The 24,582-nt window shown below is 62.2% G+C and carries 21 protein-coding genes, 1 tRNA gene and 1 riboswitch; of the genes, 13 read left to right on the top strand and 9 right to left on the bottom strand.

All coding sequences use genetic code 11. The features are described from left to right. Positions 1–14: 14 nt before the first annotated feature. Positions 15–128, bottom strand: a riboswitch (glycine riboswitch). A 105-nt stretch (positions 129–233) separates the two neighbouring features. From NCT03_RS13675 to NCT03_RS13685, 3 genes are all read right to left on the bottom strand, one after another. After that, positions 234–626 carry a hypothetical protein gene (locus NCT03_RS13675; protein WP_250492814.1) on the bottom strand — a complete coding sequence of 131 codons (393 nt, stop codon included), beginning with the start codon at positions 624–626 and terminating at the stop codon, positions 234–236. Next, positions 623–1,423, bottom strand: coding sequence for a hypothetical protein (locus tag NCT03_RS13680; protein ID WP_250492816.1), 801 nt, complete (start codon positions 1,421–1,423; stop codon positions 623–625). Before NCT03_RS13680 ends, NCT03_RS13675 begins: the two co-directional genes overlap by 4 nt. Positions 1,424–1,577: 154 nt before the next feature. Continuing rightward, positions 1,578–2,621, bottom strand: coding sequence for an oxidoreductase (locus NCT03_RS13685; protein WP_250492818.1), 1,044 nt, complete (start codon positions 2,619–2,621; stop codon positions 1,578–1,580). A 311-nt stretch (positions 2,622–2,932) separates the two neighbouring features. On the opposite strand from NCT03_RS13685, the gene NCT03_RS13690 reads away from it, so the two are divergent. Continuing rightward, a complete protein-coding gene (locus tag NCT03_RS13690; RefSeq protein ID WP_250492819.1) occupies positions 2,933–5,020 on the top strand; it encodes a UvrD-helicase domain-containing protein in 2,088 nt (695 codons plus the stop codon). A gap of 196 nt (positions 5,021–5,216) precedes the next feature. Here the strand turns inward: NCT03_RS13690 and NCT03_RS13695 are convergent, their stop codons facing one another. Beyond that, the gene (locus NCT03_RS13695) at positions 5,217–6,116 is read right to left on the bottom strand and encodes a c-type cytochrome (RefSeq protein WP_244826577.1); all 900 of its coding nucleotides are present in this window, start codon (positions 6,114–6,116) and stop codon (positions 5,217–5,219) included. A 304-nt stretch (positions 6,117–6,420) separates the two neighbouring features. On the opposite strand from NCT03_RS13695, the gene NCT03_RS13700 reads away from it, so the two are divergent. After that, positions 6,421–6,496: transfer RNA gene (locus NCT03_RS13700), tRNA-Arg, on the top strand. 21 nt (positions 6,497–6,517) lie between these two features. On the opposite strand, the gene NCT03_RS13705 is transcribed toward NCT03_RS13700, so the two are convergent. Continuing rightward, on the bottom strand, positions 6,518–8,755 hold the full coding sequence (locus tag NCT03_RS13705) for a glycosyltransferase family protein (protein WP_250492820.1): 2,238 nt from the start codon (positions 8,753–8,755) through the stop codon (positions 6,518–6,520). Between the two features lie 290 nt (positions 8,756–9,045). On the opposite strand from NCT03_RS13705, the gene NCT03_RS13710 reads away from it, so the two are divergent. The 9 genes from NCT03_RS13710 to NCT03_RS13750 all read left to right on the top strand — a co-directional run bounded on the left by NCT03_RS13710 (position 9,046) and on the right by NCT03_RS13750 (position 16,574). After that, complete coding sequence (locus tag NCT03_RS13710; protein ID WP_244826579.1) at positions 9,046–10,218, top strand: DegT/DnrJ/EryC1/StrS family aminotransferase; 1,173 nt, start codon at positions 9,046–9,048, stop codon at positions 10,216–10,218. A gap of 166 nt (positions 10,219–10,384) precedes the next feature. Continuing rightward, positions 10,385–11,935, top strand: coding sequence for an amino acid adenylation domain-containing protein (locus tag NCT03_RS13715; RefSeq protein ID WP_250492821.1), 1,551 nt, complete (start codon positions 10,385–10,387; stop codon positions 11,933–11,935). 65 nt (positions 11,936–12,000) lie between these two features. Beyond that, positions 12,001–12,237, top strand: coding sequence for an acyl carrier protein (locus NCT03_RS13720; protein WP_250492822.1), 237 nt, complete (start codon positions 12,001–12,003; stop codon positions 12,235–12,237). Further along, complete coding sequence (locus NCT03_RS13725) at positions 12,234–13,301, top strand: 3-oxoacyl-ACP synthase III family protein (protein ID WP_250492823.1); 1,068 nt, start codon at positions 12,234–12,236, stop codon at positions 13,299–13,301. The genes NCT03_RS13720 and NCT03_RS13725 overlap by 4 nt, the downstream gene beginning before the upstream one ends. A 13-nt stretch (positions 13,302–13,314) precedes the next feature. Then, complete coding sequence (locus NCT03_RS13730; RefSeq protein WP_250492824.1) at positions 13,315–13,536, top strand: acyl carrier protein; 222 nt, start codon at positions 13,315–13,317, stop codon at positions 13,534–13,536. A gap of 6 nt (positions 13,537–13,542) precedes the next feature. Then, positions 13,543–14,295 (top strand): SDR family NAD(P)-dependent oxidoreductase, encoded by a 753-nt coding sequence (locus NCT03_RS13735; RefSeq protein ID WP_244826584.1) that lies wholly within the window; start codon positions 13,543–13,545, stop codon positions 14,293–14,295. 11 nt (positions 14,296–14,306) lie between these two features. After that, a complete protein-coding gene (locus tag NCT03_RS13740) occupies positions 14,307–15,056 on the top strand; it encodes an SDR family NAD(P)-dependent oxidoreductase (protein WP_244826585.1) in 750 nt (249 codons plus the stop codon). Beyond that, positions 15,053–15,733 (top strand): acetyltransferase, encoded by a 681-nt coding sequence (locus NCT03_RS13745; protein ID WP_250492825.1) that lies wholly within the window; start codon positions 15,053–15,055, stop codon positions 15,731–15,733. The genes NCT03_RS13740 and NCT03_RS13745 overlap by 4 nt, the downstream gene beginning before the upstream one ends. 1 nt (position 15,734) lies before the next feature. Beyond that, entirely contained in the window at positions 15,735–16,574 is an 840-nt protein-coding gene (locus tag NCT03_RS13750; protein ID WP_250492826.1) for an arylamine N-acetyltransferase family protein, read from the top strand. A gap of 24 nt (positions 16,575–16,598) precedes the next feature. On the opposite strand, the gene NCT03_RS13755 is transcribed toward NCT03_RS13750, so the two are convergent. Beyond that, a complete protein-coding gene (locus tag NCT03_RS13755) occupies positions 16,599–17,582 on the bottom strand; it encodes a Rieske 2Fe-2S domain-containing protein (RefSeq protein WP_250492827.1) in 984 nt (327 codons plus the stop codon). A gap of 203 nt (positions 17,583–17,785) precedes the next feature. Here NCT03_RS13755 and NCT03_RS13760 point away from each other — a divergent pair, with 203 nt between their 5' ends. Continuing rightward, positions 17,786–18,880: a GGDEF domain-containing protein gene (locus NCT03_RS13760; protein ID WP_244826589.1), complete on the top strand. Its 1,095-nt coding sequence runs from the start codon at positions 17,786–17,788 to the stop codon at positions 18,878–18,880. Positions 18,881–18,974: 94 nt separating this feature from the next. Here the strand turns inward: NCT03_RS13760 and NCT03_RS13765 are convergent, their stop codons facing one another. From NCT03_RS13765 to flhF, 3 genes are read right to left on the bottom strand one after another with little or no spacing between them, the layout of a single operon-like run. Further along, complete coding sequence (locus tag NCT03_RS13765; protein WP_244826590.1) at positions 18,975–19,706, bottom strand: RNA polymerase sigma factor FliA; 732 nt, start codon at positions 19,704–19,706, stop codon at positions 18,975–18,977. Between the two features lie 18 nt (positions 19,707–19,724). Then, positions 19,725–20,645, bottom strand: a complete 921-nt coding sequence (locus tag NCT03_RS13770) for a MinD/ParA family ATP-binding protein (protein ID WP_244828138.1) — start codon at positions 20,643–20,645, stop codon at positions 19,725–19,727. Continuing rightward, a complete protein-coding gene (gene flhF, locus NCT03_RS13775; RefSeq protein ID WP_244826591.1) occupies positions 20,638–22,422 on the bottom strand; it encodes a flagellar biosynthesis GTPase FlhF in 1,785 nt (594 codons plus the stop codon). Before flhF ends, NCT03_RS13770 begins: the two co-directional genes overlap by 8 nt. Positions 22,423–22,826: 404 nt before the next feature. Between flhF and NCT03_RS13780 the strand changes: the two genes are divergently transcribed. Next, on the top strand, positions 22,827–24,509 hold the full coding sequence (locus NCT03_RS13780) for a thiamine pyrophosphate-binding protein (RefSeq protein WP_250492828.1): 1,683 nt from the start codon (positions 22,827–22,829) through the stop codon (positions 24,507–24,509). Positions 24,510–24,582 lie beyond the last annotated feature (73 nt).

Here is a 24,582-nt window from a genome sequence, read left to right on the forward strand (position 1 = left end):
GAAAGGGCGATTTCTTCGACGCGGCCGGTCCTTTTGCCTGAGAGTTTGTGGGTGTGCCCCTTCGGCGGCGCGGCTCGCTTGGCGATTTTGAAATCGACAGAAGCCACGCGCTCTCCCGACGCGTGCGGCCGAATTTACGCGACCGAATTAGGCTTGTCAAACGGATTCGGACGGGGCTGAGTGTGCGGTGGAGCGGGTTGTGGCTGGCGACGATGCCTTGCCATGCGTCGGCCTCAGAACGTCGTTGACAGGGTCGAGTTGATTTGCCCCTGAAATGCATCGGTTTTCGGCAAGAACGCCAGACAGTTCGCGACGAGGTCGGTGGCGTCGTGCTGACTAAACGGCTCCGTGAGATGGTAATCCGCGTGCGTACGCACTTTTTTCAGGTCGATGAGCACGTAGGCCAGCGCCCGGCCTCTGTTCCCTACGGTCATGAGCCGATTTGTCAGCCGTTCATGTTGACCGGCAACCTCGCGCGTTGACGGCAAGCAAGCGTCCGCCACGGCAAGCGTTTTGTGATAAGCGGCGTAATAAGCTCGCGACGCGCCGGATCGCCATTCGCATTCGCTATTGCCTGCCGACAACTGCTGCGCCAGATGCAGCAGATCGGAAACCTCGATGCTCATTGCACCACCTCCATTAGCGCACTGCGAGAGGCAAGCGCACTAAGCGAACCAACAGGGCGACAGACGAAGGTAATCACCTCTGGGTACGCGTTATCGAAGGTCGTGGTCAATGCCTCCGCAATCGCGAAGTTGACGTTTCCACACTGGCTTGCAGTTTCGTCGACATAAAGCTCGTATCTCGTTGTGTCGTCGTAAATCATCAACCTGCTGCCGCGAATCATGCAGCCCTGCGAGCGGATTGCTTCGACCGCCGTTTCCAACAAAGCAAGCCGTTGCTCGGCATCGACGCCGCAACGAAGAAAGATCTGTGCCGTTGCTTCGATGTCGCGCGGCAGCTCCGCATCGCCTTCGGCAACGGTTGCATTGAGATCATGAGCAAGCATGATTGCCGCCGCCTCTTCGGCATGCAGCGCCGTGACGAATACACGAGCCGCCTTGACCCGGCTTGTCGGGTCGCTACGCTGCGTATCGGCGAGCAAGCGCGCGTAGTTCACCGCCATGCGCGGCTCTCCGAGATCGCACATTAGCGACGCCACATTGGTCAGAATGGTGACGTCATGCCTCGCTAGTGCCTGCGCGGCTTCGGAGCAACGAACGCATTCGTCGCGATCACCACGGAGGAACGCGGTGAATGCGAGTACGAGCCAACATATCTCAGGACGTTCGCGGCCCTTGCTCAAGAACGCAAGCGCTTCTCGCTCGATGCGCCTTACCTGGAATTCGTTGCTCTGCGCCGTGATCACCATATCGATCAGATCGCATAGCCACTCTGTTGCAACAGCTTTCGGGACATTCAAGGGAACGCACTCCGGATATTCGTTTGCGGTCGATTCGAAATACTACCGCCTCGATCGCGCCAGGCGTTTGTCTCTTTAATGTGAATTAAATGCCCCTGCTGGAAGGCACGGAATTATTGCCGCAATCGTTCGAGTGAGCGCAAAGGCCGCTTCGTCAATGTCGAACAAACTCCGCCCGCCGCCCTTCCTTTTCACTCTGAATGGCCAGCTCGATGATCGCCATCACATCCACCGCATCCTGCGGCTTAACGGGGAACGGTTTGCCGTCTAACACGGCCCCCGCCAACGCCCGATAAAACTCCACATACGCTCCGTCGCGGGTGGCGAAAGCCTGACGCAGATCGTGATCGCCATCGACTTCGCGCAGCAAGCCCGGCGGGTTCTTGCCGAATTCCGAATGCCCCGGCCGCATGCCGGAGCGCAGTTGATCTTCCTGCACATCGAGCCCGCTCTTCACATAGCTGCCGCGCGTGCCGTGAATCGTGAAACGCGGCGGATCGAGCGCCGCGAGCGCGCTTGCATGCAGAACTACTTCCTTATCCGCATAGCCGAGCACGAGATGCACGTAATCCGGCGCATGCGCGTGGTCGCGATGCGCCTTCACGAACGCCGTCACCGTCGCGGGCGCGCCGAACAACGTCAGCGCCTGATCGATCAGATGCGGCCCGAGATCGAACAGCAAGCCGCCGCCGCGCGATGCTTCCTCACGCCAGCGCTGCGGCACTTTCGGACGAAAGCGGTCGAAATGCGATTCGTAATGCGTGATGCGCCCAAGCCGCCCGCTTTCGATCAACGCGCGCACGGTCATGAAATCGCCATCCCAACGGCGATTGTGGAACGGCGCGAACAGAAGCCCGCGCGATGCGGCGAGATCGGCGAGCGTGCGGGCATCGCGCGAGGAAAGCGTCACGGGTTTGTCGACGACCACATGCTTGCCCGCCGACAACGCGCGATGCGCGAGGTCGAAGTGCGTGTCGTTGGGCGTGGCGATGACGATGCAATCGAGCGCGTCGATGGCGAGGAGCGCATCGAAATCGGCGACGATCCGTGCATCGGGATAATCGGCCTCGGCGCGCTCGGCCTGGCTCGTCGCGATGGCCGTCACCTCCGCGCGGCCGCAGTGTTCGATGACCGGCGCGTGAAACGTCGCGCCCGCCAGACCATAGCCCATCACGCCGACTTTCAGTTTTGAACTCATGCTTGGCGTCCTTTGAATCGGTAATCCGGCTGGATATTGTGGCATGTCAGTTGAACGCGGCGCGCTCGATGCGTCGTTCACGGCGGCGTCACGATCATCCGCCAATTGACGGACGATGGTCCCGCTTGGCGACAAGACGCAATCGCGAGCGCCACCCATCGTCCGAACGAACGAGGGCCAAAACCCGTCGCGTTCTATCGTGTTAACATCGCGCTCTCGCGGATTTTTTGCGGTCGCACGCGCGTCGCTGCGATGCGCGCAGTCCATCAGGCACCGGCGCCGCCGCGAGCCTCAACTCAAAGTCCAAAACGATGTCCGCAGGTCTGAACGCCGCGCAAAGCGAAGCCGTGCGCTATCTCGACGGTCCCTGTCTCGTGCTCGCCGGCGCGGGCAGCGGCAAGACGCGCGTGATCACGCAGAAGATCGCGCATCTGATCGAAGGACGCGGCTTCGAGCCTAGGCACATTGCCGCCCTCACCTTCACCAACAAGGCCGCGCTCGAAATGCGCGAGCGCACCGCGAAGCTGCTCGAAGGCAAAACGCTCACGACGCCCGGCAAGGAAGGCCGCAAGGTGCCCGTGAATCAGTTGACCATCTGCACGTTTCACTCGCTCGGCGTGCAGATCATGCGTCAGGAAGCGGAACATGTCGGCCTCAAACCGCAGTTCTCCATCATGGATTCGGACGATTGCTTCGGCATGGTTCAGGAGCAGCTCGGCACGACCGACAAGGGCTTGATCCGCAAGGTGCAGTCGATCATCTCGCTGTGGAAGAACGCGATGGTCTCGCCCGATCAGGCGTCCGTGCTCGCGAATAACGAAGACGAGCATCAGGCGGCGATTGTTTATCGGAGCTACGCGGCGACCTTGCATGCGTATCAGGCGCTGGATTTCGACGATCTCATCCTGCGTCCCGCGCAACTGTTCGCCGAAAACGAGCAGGTTCGCGACAAGTGGCAGAACCGTCTGCGATATCTCTTGATCGACGAGTATCAGGACACCAACGCCTGTCAGTACGAGTTGTTGAAGCTGCTGGCTGGTCCGCGCGCCGCCTTCACCGCCGTGGGCGACGACGATCAGGCCATTTACGGCTGGCGTGGCGCCACGCTGGAAAACCTCGGACAGTTGAGCAAGGACTTCCCGAAACTGCATGTGGTGAAGCTGGAGCAGAACTATCGCTCGACGGTGCGGATTCTGACAGCGGCGAACAATGTGATCGCCAACAATCCCAAACTGTTCGAGAAAAAGCTCTGGTCCGAGCACGGCATGGGCGACAGCATCACCGTGACCGGTTGCAATGACGAAGAGCACGAAGCGGAGTCCGTCGTGTTCCGGCTGTCGGCGCACAAGTTCGAACGGCGCGCGGCGTTTCGCGACTACGCCATTCTGTATCGCGGCAACTTTCAGGCGCGCATCTTCGAACAGGTTTTGCGGCGTGAGCGCATTCCGTATGTGCTGTCGGGCGGGCAGTCGTTTTTCGACCGCGCCGAGATCAAGGACATCATCGCGTATTTGCGGCTGATCGCGAATCCCGACGACGACCCCGCGTTCATCCGCGCGATCACGACGCCGCGTCGCGGTGTCGGCAACACGACGCTCGAAGCGCTCGGCGCGTTCGCCGGCGCGGCGAAGGTGTCGCTCTTCGAGGCCGTGTTCATGGGCGGTATCGAGGCGCGCTTGTCGGCGCGGCAAGTGGAACCGCTGCGCACGTTTTGCGAGTGGACTCGCAGGCTGTCGGACCGCGCCGCGCGCGATCCGGCGAGCACCGTGCTCGACGACATGATGGAAGCGATCCACTACGAAGCGTATCTCTACGATGCCTACGACGAACGGCAGGCGCAATCGAAGTGGCAGAACGTGCTCGAATTCTGCGAGTGGCTCAAGCGCAAGGGCACGAAGCCAGAGCCATCGGCGGAAGCGGAACAAACCGGGTTCGATACGGCCGACGGTCTTTCGGATGACGGCAAGAATCTGCTCGGCCTGATTCAAACCGTCGCGCTGATGTCCATGCTCGAAGGCCGCGATGAAGATCCGGACGCGGTGCGGCTATCGACGGTGCATGCGTCGAAGGGGCTCGAATATCCGCACGTGTTTCTGGTGGGCGTGGAGGAAGGCATCATGCCGCATCGCGGCAGTTCGGACGATGACGCGCCAGTGGATTCCGCGCGTATCGAGGAAGAACGGCGGCTCATGTATGTGGCGATCACGCGGGCGCAGCGCAGCCTGCATCTGAACTGGTGCAAGAAGCGCAAGCGGGCGCGGGAAACGGTGGTGTGCGAGCCATCGCGCTTCATCCCCGAGATGCTGCTCGACGATGCACCGCCGCCGACGGCCGAAGAAGCACCGTTGTCGCCGAAGGATCGGATGGCGATGTTGAAGGCGATGTTGCAGAAGGGGTGATGAGCGCTGGCGCGTTCGGCAGTCTTGAAGCGCGTCGAGCGTATGCGTGAGATTTTCTGCGCTTTCAAGCTGCAGACGCGGTCCCGGCGGCTACCGTCGAAAGGCAAGCCGGCTAACCCCTCGTTCGGCGAATATTGCGTTGTAAAAGCAAAGCCCCGCGACGCTCACACGCACGCAGGGCTTTTACCGCCGCCATTCACTTCGAAGCATTCACCATGTAATCGACGGCGGCTTTCACGTCCGCATCGGATGCGTTCGACCCGCCTTTCGCCGGCATTGCGCCCTTGCCGTGCAGCGCGTAGTTGTAGACGGTGTCCATCGGATCTTTCAAGCGCGGCGCCCATGCTTCCTTGTCGCCGAACTTCGGTGCGTTGAGCACGCCGGCCGCGTGGCACGCCTGACAAACCTGCTCATAGAGCGCCTTGCCGGCTTGCGATGCATCGGCGCTTTGCGCGCCCGCTGCCGGAGCAGCCGCCTGCGGCACCGATGCCAGCGCGGCGACTGCCGCCGCAGCCTGAGCGTTCTCCGTCGAACTCGCGCCAGCCGCCGCGCCGGATGCTCCGGCTGCGGGAGCCGCGGCGCCTGCCGTTGCGCCAGAAGCGGGTTGAGCCGGTTCGGGGAACTTGGCGCCGCCGTCGTTGGCCATGTAGACGACTGCGCGAGCGATTTCGAAGTCACTATAGTCGTCGGGGCTCGTGCCGCCGCGCGCGGGCATGGCGCCCTTGCCGTTGAGCGCGTTATGCAGAAGCGTGTCGTAGCCTTCGCTGATGCGCGGGGCCCAGGCGCTGGCATCGCCGAACTTGGGCGCGCCTGCGGTTCCTGCCGCGTGACAGGCCGAGCACACGGCCTTGAAGACTTGTTCGCCGGTCTTGTAGACGCGTGGCGCGTTGGCATCGCGGATATCGACTTGAGCGGCCGGTGCAATACGTTCCTTGACCGAAGCTTCGAGGTCGGTGCCGGCGCCGGTGCGAGTCGAGTTATTCACATAGACCGCGAGCAGGATGATGATGGCGACCGGTATGCCAAACCCCGCGATCACCGCCGCGATGAGTTGGCCGGGTGTTTTTATTGGGGCTCCGTGGGGTGCTTCGCTCATGCTTGTCTCGTCTCCCGTTTTTTCTAGGTGAGTCGGTTCAGTGACAGCGTGTGGCTACCGCGATTGCCCTCCTTCTGTATGAGGGCACGGTCGATTATAGACGGAACGTTTAACGCAGGGCGTGGGCCGCCTGCTTTGGTTTCACGCGCGTTTACCCGAACCGGCGCGGGTTCCGAGCTTCCAAGAAAGGCGCTCGCGCGGGCCGCGCGATGGACGGATTCATCGAAAACAGGTATTCTCTCGGATTCGCATGGGTCTTGCAGATGCTTCTCCAGCGTCCCCCGCAGCCAAGATCCTCGTCAACGCGCCCGTAGCTCAATGGATAGAGTACTGCCCTCCGAAGGCAGGGGTTGCTGGTTCGATCCCAGCCGGGCGCACCACGTAGTTCTCGGCAATGCCGTTCAGATCAACTCGACGCCCGCTTCCGTGACCACCTTCCAGTCGAATTCATCATGCCCGCAAATCTGCTCCATCGCGCTCGAGAATTCGCCCACCGTGGCTTGAAGATAACGCAGGTTGTCGCTCCACTCCGGCACCGCGCCCTCCTGCGTCGTCAGCACCACGGTCATATGATTCCTGAGCGGACCTCGTGCATGATGTCGCAAGCTGTCCTGCACCTTCCGCGCGTCTCCTTCCGGGTCAAGAATCAACACGGCTGGAATCCGCTCCGGTCCACTTGCCGACGCTCCACCGAGCTTGAGCCCCAGGCCCCGCAAATACACTTCGTGATATTGCGCCAGTTGCGACTGCACTGAACCGCTCTTGTAGACGATGGCTTGCGCCGTACGTGCAAGGCTACGGCGCTGCGCCGGGTTGGTGATCAAATTCGCAATCGCAGTGACCCAGGCATCGGCCGATACCGAATCCACACGCACGCCCGAACGGGCATCGCGCACCAGGTCGCTGTATGCGGGATGCTCGCTGCCGAGCGTCGCCACGCCTGCCGCCGCGTATTCGAGCCATTCCGTCCGCGCTTCGCCATTGTCGACTTCCGACGCGGCACGCGGCATGAGGCCGATATCGAGTTCAAGTTGCCGGAAGACCTTCGCGTGCTCCTCGTAGGTTTCGGCTACGCCAACCAGGGTGACATCCGGCTGTCCCATCCAGTCCGGCGGAGGCGGCGCGCCGACGAACACGAATTGCACGTCGCCAGCGAAGCGCGCGCGAAGCGCCATGAGCGCCGGTTCGATGACTGCGAAATTGCACGGCTTCGTCGCCGAACCCATGATGCCGATGCGTACCTTGTCCTCGTTCATTCGGACCGGACTGTAGAAGCGGTCGAAGTCCACGCTCGTCGGCAACACGTGAATGTTGCCATTCCACGGACGCATCGCCTCCGCTAGCGCCGGCGTCGTGACGATCAGCGCGTTCGCACGGCGCATGACGTACTCGACCTTCTCGCCCGCGCGCCGGCTCAAGAAGTGCAGCGGATGGGTCTCGGGAAGGTCGTGATACGGCTCGTTGGTCTCGTAGATCACCGGCTTGCCGAGCCCGAAGATCGCTTCGAGTTGCTCGGGCGTGGCGGCCATCGGAAAGCGCCGCTGCATCAAAACGATGTCGGCCGACGCAATCTTCTCCTCGTTGTTCTGGATCGGCCAGATCAGTTCCCAATGGTCGGCCAGGAGTTCGAACGGCTTCTTGACGCGCGATGTCGACCAGCGGTGCGCGACCGGCTCGGTCGTCAGTGCCGCGATCCGCCGTTTCGGGGTCTTCGGCACGTTCGACGAGGCAACCCGCAGTTCGGCCGGGCGCCGAAGCGCTTTTCGCGCCGCATCCTGAGTCTTCTCCAGAAACACGGGCAGGTCCGCCCGGAACACGTTGCCGAGCGCCACCAGGGTCGGATATATCGTGTCCACGGTCGCCAAGGCGCGCGCGTAGCCATTCTTCTCGTTCGCCATGGCCGCCCCGTTGACGCCGAAGGCGAACTGATCCGGCACGGCCTTCAACCCGCCCTCGGGCAGGTAGATGACAGGGCAGCCGCACGCCATGGCTTCGTTACAGACAGACGACTGCTCGTAGGAGTAAAGCACCCGGCCGCCTTGCAGCTTCTTCGCGAGTTCGGGAAGCGTCACGGGGTTCGCCATCGACAGTAGTTCGGTGCCGGGCGGGAAAAGCGAAAAGTCGATCTTGTCGAGCGGATGCCGGTAATGGAAGACGAACGTCCGGTCCTTCTTGACCGTGGGATCGGGCTTGAACAGCTCCGTATCGATGACGGGCAAGAACAGAAAATCGACGTCCTTCTTGTTCGCGCTACCGAGGAAGTTCTCCGAAAAATAGAAGACCAGATCGTCCTTGCCCTCGTTGAGCGGCTTTCCCGACAGGAACCCGATGTGGTTGAGGATATAGCGTACGCATACATCGGCATTCATCGGGTTGCCCGACACGATCTCCGGATAAACGACGATCGGCATGCGGCCCTCCAACCTGTGTCGGGCCTGCACCTCGAATGTGGCGAGCGGCGTGTCGAACCGTGGGTTGACGACATCGGTCGCGGAGATATAGGCGTCGTATCCCTCGCGATTGAGCAGGTGACAGAGCGTGTGCATCACGACGATCCCGGCCGATGACTCCCGGTAAGCCGGCGCATAGATGTAGTACGGATGCCCCTTGCGTGAAGCTCTGGTGCTGGCGATGTTCATGTGGCACTACCCTGCGGTCTGGTTGCTGGCTTTCGGCCGGTTCGACGAATGGATGAGGAGCGCCGGCACTTCGCGGTCGATCTTCCCGAGCGTGAAGTCTGCAGGCAGACGAGTTCCGTCGATCACGCGAACAGACCGGTTTTGGCACGTTATCTCGCCGCATTGCCTGCGCGGCCTTGACCAGATAATTCATCGGAATCGCCCTGACAGGCCGGCATAGGTGTTTTCGGCTGGCGCGTGGGACGCCGCCAGCCGCGCGGCGACAACATCACCCTCGGAACACGAAAGACATGACAGCCAGCCTGCCTCCCGAATCAGTTTCCGCGCTGCCGCTGGAGCGAATGTTCGTCACGCAGCCGCATCTGCCGCCGCTCGCGGAATTTTTGCCCTACCTCGAGCAAATCTGGGAGAGCAAGGTCCTGACCAACGGCGGGCCGTTCCATCAGCGCTTCGAACAGGCGCTCGGCGAACACTTAGGCGTCCGGCATCTTTCGCTGTTCAGCAATGGCACGCTCGGGCTCGTCACGGCGCTGCAGGCGCTGCGCATCACGGGCGAAGTCATCACGACGCCGTATTCGTTCGTGGCGACCGCGCATTCGCTGTTGTGGAACGGCGTCAAACCCGTATTCGTCGATGTCGATCCTGTCACGCTGAATCTCGACCCCGCGAAGATCGAGGCGGCCATCACGCCTCAGACCACGGCGATCCTGCCGGTTCATTGCTACGGCAATCCGTGCGATGTCGATGCAATCCAGCGGATCGCGGACAACTACAACCTGAAGGTCATCTACGACGCCGCCCATGGCTTCGGCGTGCAGACCGAAGCGGGCAGCATCCTGGCGCACGGCGATCTGTCCGTTCTCAGCTTCCACGCGACAAAGGTGTTCAACACTTTTGAAGGCGGCGCAATCGTCTGTCCGGACGCAAAGACCAAGCTGCGCATAGACCAGCTCAAGAACTTCGGTTTCGTCGACGAAACGACGGTGGTGGCGAGCGGCATCAACGCGAAGATGAGCGAGATCAACGCGGCGTTCGGCCTGGTTCAACTCGAACACATAGAAGATGCGCTCGCGCGCCGGCGAGAGATAGACGCGCTGTACCGCGAAATGCTGCGCGATGTGCCGGGTATCCGTTGTTTGCCAAGAGGCTCGCAGACCGTTGCCAACTGCTCGTACTTTCCGATACTCGTCGAAGCCGATTTCTCGCTCACCCGCGATGCGCTATACGAACATCTGCGCAGTCGGCAGATCTATGCGCGCCGCTATTTTTATCCGCTTATCTCCGATTTCCCGATGTACCGCGGACTTCCCTCGGCGAGCCGCGCGAATCTGCCGGTCGCGGCCAATGCGGCCAGCAAGGTACTGTGTCTGCCGATCTACCCGGCCTTGAGCGACGAGCATGTCGCCTTCGTCGTCGAGACGATCTTGAGCGCTGCAAACGGCCGCTCTCACGACCTGAAATGACCGTCAAATCACCGTCTGTTCGCGCGATGAGGTCTTGCAGCGACATGGCAGAATTTTTCCTGAGAGTCGGGCTGCAAGGCGCACGGCGCTAGATGTTCCGCATGACGACGACGCGCGTCAGCCCGACCGCTTTTATCGATGCTTTTTTCAGGACGCAGGCCGCACCATGATGATCAACGTGCTCGAATATTTCGAAGGAGGTGCGCTGGCACGCATGCCGGAAAAGACCGCCATCGTCGATGGCGACAAGCGCTATACCTTTCGCGAGCTCGAAGTTCATGCGAAGGCATTCGCCGCCGCCATTCGCGCGCGTACCGATGCGATCCGCAATCCGATTGCCGTGTTTCTGCCGAAGTGCGCCGAAACCATCTTCGCCGACTTGGGCATTGTCTACACGGGAAACTGCTACGCCAATCTCGACATCAAGCTGCCCGCCATCCGCCTCAAGGCAATTCTCGATAATCTGGACGCACCGCTCATCGTGACGAACGCCGCGCTGGCGTCTTCCTTGAACGCAGTCGGAATCGATGACAAGCGGATTCTCCTTATCGACGACGTGAGGCATACGGACCACGCTTCATCGAACGTCGAACTGGATTGGTGCCTCGACAATATCATCGACACGGACCCGCTTTGCATCATCCACACGTCGGGTTCCACGGGCGTGCCGAAAGGCGTTGCACTCAATCATCGCGCGACCATCGACTTCATGGACTGGGCATTCGAACGTCTGGCGCTCGATGGCAGCGAGACGATCGGCAGCCTGTCTCCTTTGTATTTCGATATTTACTCGCTCGAACTCTTCCTGTGTCTCGCGAAGGGCGCGACCATCTCGCTGATCCCGGAACAGATCGCGGCTTTCCCGGCTTCGCTTCTCCAGCACCTGATCGATCAGAACATCAGCTTCATTTTCTGGGTGCCCACGATCATGGTGAACATCGCGAATCAGGCGCTGCTCGAACGCTTGCCGCCCGTCGCGCTGAAGAAGATTCTTTTCGCAGGCGAAGTATTCCCCACGCGGCCGCTGAACATCTGGCGCAAGCACTTGCCGCAAGCCATGTTCGTGAATCTGTACGGGCCGATCGAGGCGACGGTGGATTGCACGTACTTCATCGTCGAGCGCGATTTCGGCGACGACGAGAAGCTGCCGATCGGCTTTCCCTGCCGAAATTCGGATGTGCTGATCCTGACCGACGAGGGGCGCGCCGCGCGCATCGGCGAGCACGGTGAGTTGTGCGTGCGTGGCAGTTCGCTTGCGCTCGGATACTGGAACAATCCGCGGAAAACGGCGGATGCCTTCACGATGAATCCGCTGCAGCCGCATTATCCCGACCGCCTTTATCGCACGGGCGATACGGTTTATCGAAACGAGCGCGGCGAGATCATGTTCGTCGGCCGCCGCGACTATCAGATCAAGCATTTGGGTTATCGCATCGAGCTTGGCGAAATCGAGCACGCCGCGTTGCAGATCGAAGGCATTGCGCAGGCATGTGTGGTGTACGACTCGGCGAAGAAACAGATCGCGCTGTATTTCGAATCGGACGAGAACGTTTCCGCCGCCGCCATCCGCACAGCGCTCGGCGCGCGCTTGCCGAAGTACATGCTGCCGACCGCCTTTATGCGTATCGACAGCATGCCGCGAAACCCCAACGGCAAGATAGACAGGCTCGCGCTCTCGCAAGAGCAAGCGGCGCCGCGCCCGGCCGTCGAGGCGTGAAACAGGCTGGATTCGCCGCGACAGAAGTCGCATTGGCGCCGGTATTCGAACACGGAGTGAAATTTATGTTGGCAGCAAAGTTGATGGACTTGCTCAAGAGCGTGCGCCCCGAAAGCGACTTCACGCGGTCCGAGGATTTTCTCGAAGACGGTTTGCTCGATTCGTTCGACATGCTGACACTGGTCTCGACCATCGACGACGAATTCGACATTTCGATCGATGGGCTCGACATCGTGCCCGACCACTTTCGCAACGTGCAGGCCATTTCCCTGCTCCTCGCGAGATATGGAGTGACGCAGTGAACCTGTTCTTCAAGGGCAAGCGCATCAGCAGTCTGCTGACCGTCGTGCCCGCTCGCGAGCAATCGTTCGTCGAGGACATGAAGCGCTTCGACTTTCCAGAGGCGCGCTCGCGCAAACTCATGCAGGTCATGGGCTACGACAAGCACCGTCTCGTCGATGCCGATACCTGCGTGTCGGACCTCGCCGTCTTCGGGCTGGAGCAGTTGTTCGCGAGAAAGGTGATCGCTCGTGACGAAATCGATGCCCTCGTGCTCGTCACGCAAACGCCCGACTACCTGATGCCGCCGACGAGCAGCATCGTGCAGGGAAGACTCGGCCTGAAGCAGGACATGTTCTGCATGGACATCAACCAGGGATGCGCGGGCTTCGTCGTCGGTCTCATCCAGGCGTTCATGCTGCTCGAACAACCGAATATCCGGCGCGTCGCACTCGTCAACGCCGACGTGATGAGCCGCAGGACTTCGCCCAGGGACCGCAACAGCTATCCGCTGGTTGGCGACGCGGCGTCCATCGCCATTGTCGAATCGGCGGCGCCGGATCGCGTGGTCCATGCCAATCTGAAGATGGACGGCACGCGACACGCGGCCCTGATGATTCCCGCCGGCGGAATGCGCATGCCGTGTTCGCCGGCAACGGCCGAGTCGCGGGACGAAGGCGATCACAATTTTCGTGCGCTGGATCATTTGAAGATGGAAGGCTCGGAAGTCTTTACGTTCGTCCAGACGGAGGTTCCGCCGATGATCACGGCGCTGATGAATCAGGCGGAAACGACCATCGACGAGATCGACTGGTTTCTGTTCCATCAGCCCAACCGCTTCATGCTGCAAAAGCTCGCGGACAAGATAGGCATTCCGTACGGCAAGCTGCCCATGAACGTGGTGGAAAAGTACGGCAATAGCAGCGGCGTGACGATTCCAATGGCAACCGTCGAAAACCTGCGCGAAGTCCTGACGCAGCACGAGGCGCTGGTATGTCTCGCCGGATTCGGCGTCGGTCTCACATGGGGATCGATGCTCATGCGTCTCGGACCGCTGGACGTATGTGAAATGGTGCAATATTCCTGACAGGAGCTTCCAAATGAAAGATGCTTTTTACGCCAACCTCGCCGAGTTGCTCGAAGTCGATTCGGTCGACCCAGACCTGCCGCTCGACCATTACGACAACTGGGATTCCCTGACCGCGCTCGCATTGATTGCGTGGCTCGACAAGGAGCTTGGCGTCGCGATCAGCGCCAAGGGCATCAGCGAATTCGCTTGCGCGGCGGACTTGTTCGCCGCGCTCGAAAAACAGCACGCCTGAGCATTCATGTCGAATCCTTTGAACCTCGAAGGTCAACGAATCCTCGTCACGGGTGCGGCGTCGGGCATCGGTCTCGCGACCAGCCAGTTGTTCAGCGCGCTGGGCGCGGCCGTCGTCATGCTGGATCGTGACGATGCGCGGCTTCAGCAAGCAAGCGCCGGCCTCAACGCGAAGACGGTGACCTTCGATCTTCTCGATACCGAACGCCTGCCCGGCCTCTTCGCCGAGTTGGCGCAAGCCGGGGGACCGTTCTCCGGGCTCGTGCACGCGGCGGGAATCAGTTCCATTGCGCCTACCCGCTTGCTGACGCCCGCGCGCTATCGTGAAGTGTTCAGCGTGAATGCCGAAGCTGCGCTCGCGTTGCTGCGCGGCTTTCAGCACCGCAGCGTATGCCGCGCAAATGGCGGCTCGGTGGTGTTCATCTCGTCGGTCATGAGCATCGTCGGCTCCGCCGGTGCGTCGGCTTATGCCATGTCGAAAGCCGCGCTCACCGGCCTCGCAAAATCGGCGGCTCTGGAGTTTGCGCCGAGAAGTATCCGCGTCAATTGCATTGCTCCCGGATTCGTCAAGACCGCGATGTTCGACGAAAACTCCCGGCACTGGAGTGAAGAGCAGCGCAAGCAGATCGAATCCGCGCATCCGCTGGGTCTGGGCACGCCCGAAGACATCGCCAATGCGGCCGCCTTTCTCGTTGCCGACTCCGGTCGCTGGATTACCGGTTCGGTGCTGGTCTGCGACGGCGGCTACACCGCGTCCTGAGCAAGACAGTCATGAGCCACGAATTTCATAGCCTGATTACGGGCGCCTCATCGGGCATAGGCCGGGCAACGGCCATTCAGCTTTCCTCCACGCGGTCGCTCGTGTTGCACGGCAGGGACCGGGCGCGGCTGGAGGAGACGCGACAGCTTTGCGCTAACCCCGACGCCCACGCATTGTGGGTGCAGGATCTTCGCGAACTGGACGAGATCGAGTCCGGCTTCGTCGATTTCGTTTCGTCGCGCGGCATGCGTATCGAGAACTACGTCCACTGCGCCGGCGCGTGGATCATCGGCCCGCTTCGTTTGCTCGAGCGCGCGAGCGCGGTGGAAGTCATGAACGTGAACTTCATGTCGGCCATGGAAATTTCTCGCCTGCTCGTGCGACGCAAGGTGAACGACAAGGCGCTCCGCAATATCGTGTTCGTGTCGAGTACGGCGAGTCAGTTCGGCGCCAAGGGACTCGGGGTTTATTGCGCGAGCAAGGGCGCGCTTGATGCCTATATGCGCGCGCTCGCCGTCGAACTGGCGCCGTCGGTTCGCGTCAACTCCATCCTGCCCGGCGCGGTTCATACGCCCATGACGGATTCGATATTCGGCAACGAGCAAGTGCGCGAGCGCATGGCGGAGTCGTATCCGCTAGGTCTCGGGCGTGAAAGCGACATAGCCGGCATGGCCGAATTCCTGTTGTCCGACAATGCACGCTGGATCACGGGCCAGCAACTCGTGGTCGATGGCGGCCGCTCGGTGAACATTTCCGCATGACACACACGCTCGCAGCCGTGACCGGCATCAAAAATCTCATTATCGTGGGCGCGGGCGCGTTGGGGCGGGAAGTGCTCGTCTGGTCGCAACAGGCCATCGCTGCGGGAACGCCATGGAAGGTCAAGGGGTTTCTCGACAGCCGCACCGACATGCTCGACGGCTTTGCGTGCGGCGCGCCCATCATCGGCTCGCCTGAAGCTTATCTGCCGCTAGACGACGACATTTTTCTCTGCGCAATAGGCGATCCGTCGCAGAAGCGCGCCTACGTCACCCTGCTCGAAGACAAGGGCGCGGAGTTCGGTATCCTCGTGCATCCGACGGCGCTCGTGGGCAGGGACGTGAAACTCGGCGCGGGCTCAATCATCTGTCCGTTCACGCAGATGTCGTGTGATATCGACGTGGGCCGCCACGTGTTTATCGGCACTCACAGCAGCGTGGCGCATGACACGTCTATCGGCAGCTACACGCAGATTTGCGGCGCATGCCAACTGAACGGTCACGTCAACGTGGGAGAGGAAGTGTTTATCGCGAGCAGCGCGACGCTGCTGCCGAAGTGCAACGTCGGCGACCGCGCGTATGTCGGCGCGGGCAGCGTGGTCTTGCGACGCGTGAAGGCGCGTACCAAAGTGTTCGGCAATCCGGCGATGGTCATCGGCGAAGTGGGCAACGAGCGTTAACATGGCACGCGTTAAAACGGCTGCGCGGCTTGAACACATCGACGGTTACCTGTCGCAGCTCGGCTGTCGCGCCAGCCCCGAACCGACGCTCGCCACGTTGCGGACCTTGCAGGAACGCCACACCCGCCGCTTTCCGTTCGAAAACCTGTCGACGCTCTTGCAGGAGCCTACGTCCATCGACGTGGCATCGCTCGAACAAAAGATCGTGCTCGGCGGGCGAGGCGGTTACTGCTACGAGCTCAACCTGCTTTTTCTCGCATTGCTCAGGCAGTTGGGATTCGACGCGCGCGGCCTGACGGGACGCGTCGTCATGGGCGGCCCGGAAACCGCGTGGGCGCCGCGAACGCATATGTCGATTCTCGTGACGTTTGGACCGGGCGACGACTACATCTCGGATGTGGGCTTCGGCCGCATGGTGCCGACGACTCCGCTGCGGCTCGATACGGATGCCGAGCAAACGACATCGCTCGAACGTTTCAGGCTGCTGCAACGCGAGGCCGGTTACGTGCTTCAGGCGCGGATAAACGGCGTCTGGCGCGCGCTATATGTATTCGACTTGCAACGTCAGGAACAGATCGACTTCGAGATAGGCAACTGGTTCATCTCGACGCATCCGGCGTCACCGCTTGCGTCGCAATTGGTCGTTGCGCGCACGGACGAGGGAAGACGCAAGAGTCTCGTCGACGGCAACTACGGCGTCCATCATCTCGATGCGGTCGCCGAGCGCCGTCAGATTTCCTGCACCGACGAACTGCTGGCCGTGCTGCAAGACGAGTTCGGCATCCGCCTGCCCGGCGGCGACTTGGCGAACGTGCTGGGTCGACTCATCAAGCGCGTTTGATGCGGTGGCTTACCGGCCATCGAATCACGCGCTCGTCGTCCCCCACCCAAACGCCATTCCCGCCAACCATCTCCGATACGCCACCGACATCCGGTCGCACTTCTGATGCAACTCCGCATCGAGCGCGAGCGGCAGCAGCTTCGGCCATTGCGACTCCACGATCGGCGTGTCCTGCAGCAGAATCTCCATGTTGAAGTCGTACAGCTCTTCGTCGCTGTGCGAAGTCTCGTCTTCGTGAATGGAAACGAGCCACGCGCGGGTCTCGGTCTGCGTCACGGGCGACGCCACCAGCATGATATGCAGTGCGCCCATTGCCCCCGACGCCATCTTCGTGAGCTTCGCAACCAGCGGCCGCTTCACGCGATAAACGTAATCCATCATCGCGCCGCCCTGCCCCGGCAAACCCGCCGGCTGCCAGAAACGGCACTGGCGCGCTTCGAGTCCGTCGGCGCTTTCCACGACTTCATAGTCCGGCACTTCGGTATGCGCATCCTCGCCGAGAATGCCCACGTGCACGAACGAAAAGTGCGCCATGTCCAGGAAGTTTTCGACGACACGCGGCGCGGATGACTTCACCGTCTGCGGCGCAAGGTTGATGCGCCGTCCGCCCGGAATCGCAGCTTCGGGAAAGAAATCGAGCGCGTGCGCGGGCTCGCCGAAGCACATCCACACGACGCCGTATTTCTCCTCGGCGACGAACGCGGTGGCGCACGCGCGTTTCGAAGGCCGAAGCGACGGATTCGACGGAATCAGCACGCACTGACCAAGCGTGTCGTAGCGCCAGCCGTGGTACGGACACACGAGCTGATCGTTCGTCACCGTGCCCAGCGACAGTTGCGCGCCGCGATGCGGACAGTAGTCACGCCAGACATGCGCAACACCTTCGGCATCGCGCCATACGACGATGCGCTCATCCGCGACGATGAACGCTCGCGTCGAACCCGCCGGCACGTCATCGCCATTACACACCGCCAGCCATTCGCCAGCGAGAGAAAAGTCGTCGCTCATAACACTGAAGCATCCGCAGAAAACGCCGTTAATCATCTGTCCGAGATGCGTTCTTACACGATTCACAGCAGCTTGGCAAAACGTTGCAAAATACCAGTCGTCGGAGACGAACATCGCGACGGGGCCGCAATAAGACAAAAGCGCGACAGCAAAGACACGCGCAAAAGACCATAACAGCAAGAAATCACCACCAGGGGTTCAGTATGGAGCAGGCGCATCAACCGGCACGCCGGGCCTATGCCTTCGCATGGTCCGGCAACCGGAATCCCGAACGCGAGCAAGCCATGCTGCGTATCGGGATGGGAGCGGCAGTTCTGCTGGCTTATGCGGTGTATGCGTGGCGGCACCCTTCGGCCAACGCGTCGCTGATCACGCGGTTGATCGCGCTCTACGTGTCCTACGGTGCAATCACACTATTGCTCGTCAGCCGGATGATGGCGCTGTCCAACGTCCGGCTCGTCATCACCACTATCCTCGATCAGGCGTTGCTCGGCGCCATGCTCTTTCTCTGCGGCACGCTCGCCTTGCCGCTGCTGTGGGTGGTGTTCTGGTTTCTGATCGGCTCGGGATGCCGCTACGGCAAGCGCACGCTCGCCATTTCGTGCGCGATGGCGCTCGTCGCGATCGTCGCGCTGGCGTTGTGGCAACCGTGGTGGGTGGCAAACCGCGCCGCCGCGCTCGGGCTCGCGCTGAGCGTGCTGGGCGCGTCGGTGTATCTGAGCGTGCTGGTCGACAGGCTTGGCAGCGCGAATCGCGTGCTGGCGCGGCAGGCATCGACGGACCCGCTCACGGGCCTCTATAACCGTTACGCGCTCGAACAAACCGTGAATCGCGCGATGTCCGCGCCCGAAGCCGCCGACGCGAATACCAGCGCACTGCTACTGATCGATCTCGACGGCTTCAAGGGCGTGAACGATACCTACGGTCACGCGGTCGGCGACGTGCTGTTGCAGTCGTTCGCGCAATTGCTTGCACGGCGCATGCGCAAGACCGACACCATCGCGCGGCTGGGCGGCGACGAGTTCGTCGTGCTCGCGCGCAACATGCGCGATCGCAGCGCGGTGCTCACGCTCACCGATGGCATCCATTCGGCGCTCGCCGACCTCACGCTGGTGCAGGAGCGGCCAGTGAGCGTATCGGCGAGTATCGGCGCCTGCTTGCTGTCGAGCGCGGCAGAAGCGCATGACGCCGATATCACCGCCGTGCTGAGAGCCGCCGATCGCGCGATGTATCGCGCAAAGAGTCTCGGCGAAGGCAAGACGGTGTTCGCCGAGGCGCGCGACTTCGAGATGCATTGAGCCCATCCGCGCGCATTCGAGCGCCTTTGCAAAGGCAAAAGCAAAAAGCGCGCGGCCCCGGTTCGGGGCTTCGCGCGCCTCTACAACTCGGAACTCAAGCCTCGACGCTAGTCCACGACTGTTCCCGCAGCTTCGCACGCAAACGCGCCACGGCCTGGCTATGCAACTGGCACACGCGCGACTCGCTCACTTCCATCACCGCGCCGATTTCGCGCAGGTTGAGGCCCTTCTCGTAGTACAAGCTCATGAGCAGCTTCTCGCGCTCCGGCAACTTGTCGATGGCTTCGATCAGCGCGCCGCGCAGACTGTCGTCCAGAAGCGCCGACAGCGGGTCCGAACGATCGACGCAGTAACGGTCGAGGAACGGCTCGTCGTCCGCCGAGCGGTCGAAGTCTTCGTAATAGATCAACTGGCTGCCGTGCAAGTCCTGCAGCATCGACTGATACTCGTCGAGCGGCATCTTCATGTGCTCGGCGACTTCGGTCTCGCTGGCCGAACGGCCAAGGTTCTGTTCCACCTTGTGTACCGCCGACTCCACTTCGCGCGATGTCTTGCGCATGCTGCGTGGCAACCAGTCGTTGGCGCGCAACTCGTCGAGCATGGCGCCGCGAATACGCTGACTTGCGTAGGTTTCGAACTGGGCGCCCTGATCTTCCTTGTAGCGGCTAGCCGCATCGAGGAGGCCAATCATGCCGGCCTGGATCAGATCGTCGAGATCGACGCTCGCCGGCATTTTGGCGACGAGCTGGAGTCCGAGGCGGCGAACGAGCGGCGCATATTTCGTAAGCACGTCGGACTGCGAGAGTTTGCCTTGGGCGTTATACATCCTGTTCACCTTTCAATATCACATCGACGCCGTGCTGCTCATTGCATGATCGGAAAACGCCGCCGCTCGGTGCGCCGCTTTCCGTCCGCTTTCACCAGACTCGCCAACCGGAATGTGCGCGTCGTACTGGCTCGCTTCGTCGCCGCGCGAAAACGGCGCGGGACGCATCGGCCAGTGCAGCAGCTCGGCTGCGATGTAGCGGTAGTCGCGCGCCGCGGCCGTAGCCGGAAACGCTTCCACCGCACACCGAGAGAGCTCCCTCGCCCGAGCGACGCGCGCATCCTCGGACACATACCCTGCCTGCACGAGCGACACGGCCAGATAACGGCTCGCGACACCCGAGAGGTTGTCGAACGCGACCGCTGCATCGGCTGCGTCCTGCACGTGATTCATCAGCACGCGGAACTGGCCGATCGCGTGGGCGTAGTGCAAGCGCTTCATGCACGCATACGCCTCGGTGATCGCCGACGCGGCTACCCGCGTCACTATCAGAAAGTCATGCGCCTGCGCCGCGAGCGACGAGAGCGCGCCATTACGATCGAGTTGCGCATCGATCAGCACGATGTCCGCAGGGCCGTCGAGCAGCGCGCGTGCTTGCGCTGCGTCGTGGCTGATACGTTCATCGCGCGGTGCGGCGATCAGCGAAAAACCCATCGGCGTGCGCACCGCGACATCCTGCAGTTCGCGACGGCCGGACATCACCGCCGAGAGCGCGCCCGCGCCATCCACACCCGCCATGCGGCTGACCGAGCCCGCGTTATGCCGCTCGTCGATGACGAGCACATCCTTGCCATGCACGGACAACGCCGCGCCGAGATTCACTACCGCCGACGTGCAACCGATGCCCGCCGGTCCGCCCACTACAGCCACCACGCGAGAACTGGCGCGCGTCAGCAGCCTTCTCAGGCCTTCAGCCTGATCGAGCACGAACTTATCCAAAATGGACTCCATGCAGTTCGGTCGTGGCGCGTGCGGACAGTGCGGACAGAAGCGCCGGCACATCGTCGTCTTGCGGCACGAAAGGCGAGCCATCGCGCGGAATGCAGAACGCGCTCTTGATGAGGAAACGCTTGGTTGCGACGTACAAGTTCTCCGGCACCTTCTGACCGGTCGATACGTAATGCACCGGCAGCTTGTAGCGGATGACCGTATCGAGCACGCTGCCGAGGTTGGTCGCCTCGTCGAGCTTGGTCAGAATGCAGCCCGCGAGCGGCGGCTGGTCCGGCGCACTCTTGTAGGCCTGCACGACTTCGTTGAGCGTGTCGCCGTGGCTCGTGGCGTTCAGCAGCAACAAGCGTTGCACCGGCTGACCCGTGCCGCACAGCATCGCGATCTGGTCGGAGACCGTGCGATCGCGCTGGCTCATGCCGATCGTGTCGATCAGCACGATATGTTTGTTGCGCAGTTCGGAGAGCGCGAGTTGCAGGTCGGCGCCGTCCTTTACCGCGTGCACCGAGACGCCGAGAATCTTGCCGAAGATGCGCAGTTGTTCATGCGCGCCGATCCGGTAGCTGTCCGTCGTCAGGAGCGCGACCTTGCTGGCGCCGAAGCGCATCACGCAGCGCGCCGCGAGCTTTGCCGTGGTCGTCGTCTTGCCGACGCCCGTCGGGCCCATCAGCGCGAACACGCCGCCGCGTTCCATCAACGCGTCTTCGCTCGGCATCACCGGCAGATTCGATTCGAGAACTTGCTGCACCCATTCGAGCGCGTTTTCCACGTTCTCCATCGACGGCATGTTGTCGATCACCATGCGCACGAGTTGCGCGGAGAAACCGGCGGCGAAGAGGCGCTTGGTCAAGGCCGAGTTGGTCGGGTTGCGGCGCTGGCGGTCGCCCCACAGCAAACCCGAGAAGTGCTCTTCCATCATCTCGCGCATCGACGAGAGTTCGTTCATCACCGTTTCGTTGACGACTTGCTCCATGCGCGTGCGGATGGCTTCGGTCACGACGGCTGCGGCATTAGCCGGCAAGCCTTCGAAATTGCCCGATGCGGCCGGCGCTTCGTCGGCGGGTTGCGGTGCTGCGTTGATCTTCTGTGCGGCGCGGCGTGCGGCGACTTGCGCGGCTTCACGCGCCCAGTCGGGCGTTTCGATCTTTGCGTGCGCTTGCGCGGCGGGTGCGGCAGGCGCGGCGGCAACCGGTTGCGCGGCGGCTTGTGCACGCGGCGCTTGCTGGCGCGGTGCGTCGGCTGCCTTGACCGATACCGGCACGCCCATGCCGCGTGCAATTGCGGCGGACGGCGTCAGCGGCCGGTTCGACGGCACCGAAGCCTGTTGCGCGATACGGCGCGCATGTTCGATCAACCACGGATTGGAATCGGCCATCGTGCGCGGTGCTTCCATGCGCTCTTCGTCGGCTTGCTCGTCGAAATCGTCGGCGTCGGCGGTGTTGCCGAAGACGGAGGAGAAAACATCGCCGCTGGCGTAGGGGTTCATCGGAGAGCTGGGAGCGGCGGCCTGCTGCTTCATCGCGGCGGCTGCGGCTTGTGCAAGCGCGGCGCGCGGCGTGGCGCTGGCGAACGGCGCGGCGGCGGCCTGTTCGCGTGCGGCCTTCGCGGGCGAGATCGAAGCTAGATCGCTATCCGCGACACCGACGATTTCCACCGATCCATCGTCGAGCGTGCGGTTGGACAGCACCACGGCATCGGGTCCGAGCGCTTCACGGACCTGGCGCAGAGCGTCACGACTGTTCGCGCCGATGAATTTACGAATGTTCAAACTGGCCCCCGATGAGGATAGATGCAGCGATATTTGCGAGGCGAGCACCCTTTGGTTATTTCCGTGCCCGCTTTTCAGTGAAGCCATTATTGCGAAGATCACTTCGGGCCTATCGCTGGATAAAGGGTGTGAAAGAGGGGTATTTCGACTGATGGAAACAACCCGGCCGTGCGGATTGCGTCGCGCGTCATGCGGGAAAAAATTCCGGTCTGGCACGATCGACGCGACGGGACGAGAGATGTCGCTTGACGGTTTGTCCGGCTGTGAGGCGCGTGGCGGCAGGCGCGTCGCGCGCCAAGGCGGCCGGACCGCATCAGCCAGAGTCCCATCCAGCGGCGTAAGCTACGGTCTGCGGCTCGAAACCCGGGCTCACCGATGCTCACTGACAAAGGAGACTTGTTCGCATGGCATCCGCTTCTCATGGCCAGACCACCGGCGCGCGTCTGGTCGTCGATGCGCTCGTTCATCATGGTGTCGAACGCGTGTTCTGCGTGCCGGGTGAGAGCTTTCTCGCCGTCCTGGATTCGCTGCACGACGAAACCAGCCAGATACAGACGATCGTCTGCCGCCACGAAGCCGGCGCGGCGAACATGGCCGAGGCGGTCGGCAAGCTGACGGGGCGTCCGGGCGTGGCTATCGTCACGCGCGGGCCGGGCGCGACGCACGCGTCCATCGGCGTGCACACCGCTTTCCAGGACTCGACGCCGATGATCCTGCTCATCGGCCAATGCGCGCGGGATCACATGGATCGCGAGGCGTTTCAGGAAATCGACTATCGGCGCATGTTCGGGCAGATGGCGAAGTGGGTCGCGCAAATCGACGATCCGCGCCGCGTGCCGGAATATCTAAGCCACGCGTTCCATGTCGCGACGGCGGGACGACCCGGCCCGGTCGTGCTGGCGTTACCCGAAGACATGCTGACCGAAGCGTGCGACGCGGCGCCGCCCGTGCCGGGCTATCAGCGCGTCGCGGCGGCGCCCTCGCAGGCGCAGATCGAGCGTGTGCGCGAACTGCTCGCCAACGCGAAGACACCGTTCGTGATCGCGGGCGGCAGCGGCTGGACCGCCGAGGCGACGCAGGACTTCGCGCGCTTCATCGAGCGCTGGCAGTTGCCGGCGGGATGCGCGTTCCGCTATCAGGACACGCTGCATAACGAGCATCCGAATTACGCGGGCGATGTCGGGCTCGGCATCAATCCGGCGCTGGCCGCGCGCGTGCGCGAAGCGGACGTGCTCTTCGTTCTCGGCCCGCGCATGGGTGAATCGACGACGGGCGGCTACACGCTGCTCGACATCCCGAAGACGAAGCAGACGCTGATACACGTGCATCAGGGCGCGGAGGAACTGGGCCGCGTGTATAGCGCCGATCTGCCGATCGTCTCCGGCATGCCCGAGATTGCGTCGATGCTCGCCGCGCTCGAACCGCCCGCGCAGATCGCGTGGTCGGGCAGCGCCGAGACGGCGCACGCCGCGTATCTCGAATGGCGCAAGCCGCGCCCCATGCTCGGCGATGTCCAGCTCGGCGAGATCATGCGCACGCTTTCGGAGCGCCTGCCCGAAGACGCGATTCTCACCAACGGCGCGGGCAATTACGCGACCTGGCTGCATCGGCATTATTCGTATCGGCACTTCCGCTCGCAAGTTGCGCCGACGAGCGGTGCGATGGGTTACGGTGTGCCTGCGGCCATCGCGGCGAAGTCGCTGTATCCGCAGCGCACGGTGATCGCGTTCGCGGGCGATGGCTGCTTCATGATGTCGAGCCACGAACTCGCCACGGCGATGCAGTACCAGCTGCCGGTGATTTTCGTGGTCGTGAACAACGGGCAGTTCGGCACGATCCGCATGCATCAGGAGCGGCACTATCCGCATCGGGTCCATGGCACGGGGCTGACGAACCCCGACTTCGCGGCTTATGCGCGCGCGTTCGGGGCGCACGGCGAGCGGGTCGAATCGACGGAGCAGTTCATGCCGGCGTTCGAGCGCGCTGTGTGTTCCGGATTGCCCGCGGTGATCGAGATTCGGATTCCGGCGGATCAGAGCACGCCGGGCGCGACGCTCGAACAGATTCGGGAGCAGGCGAAGCGCTGAGGGATAGCTTTCGATTGACTTGCGATGTCCTTCCGGTGGAAGTAGAGTGTTCGGACTTCAAACCACCGGGAGT

The sequence above is a fragment of the Caballeronia sp. GAWG1-1 genome (assembly GCF_023631465.1).
GTDB lineage: Bacteria > Pseudomonadota > Gammaproteobacteria > Burkholderiales > Burkholderiaceae > Caballeronia.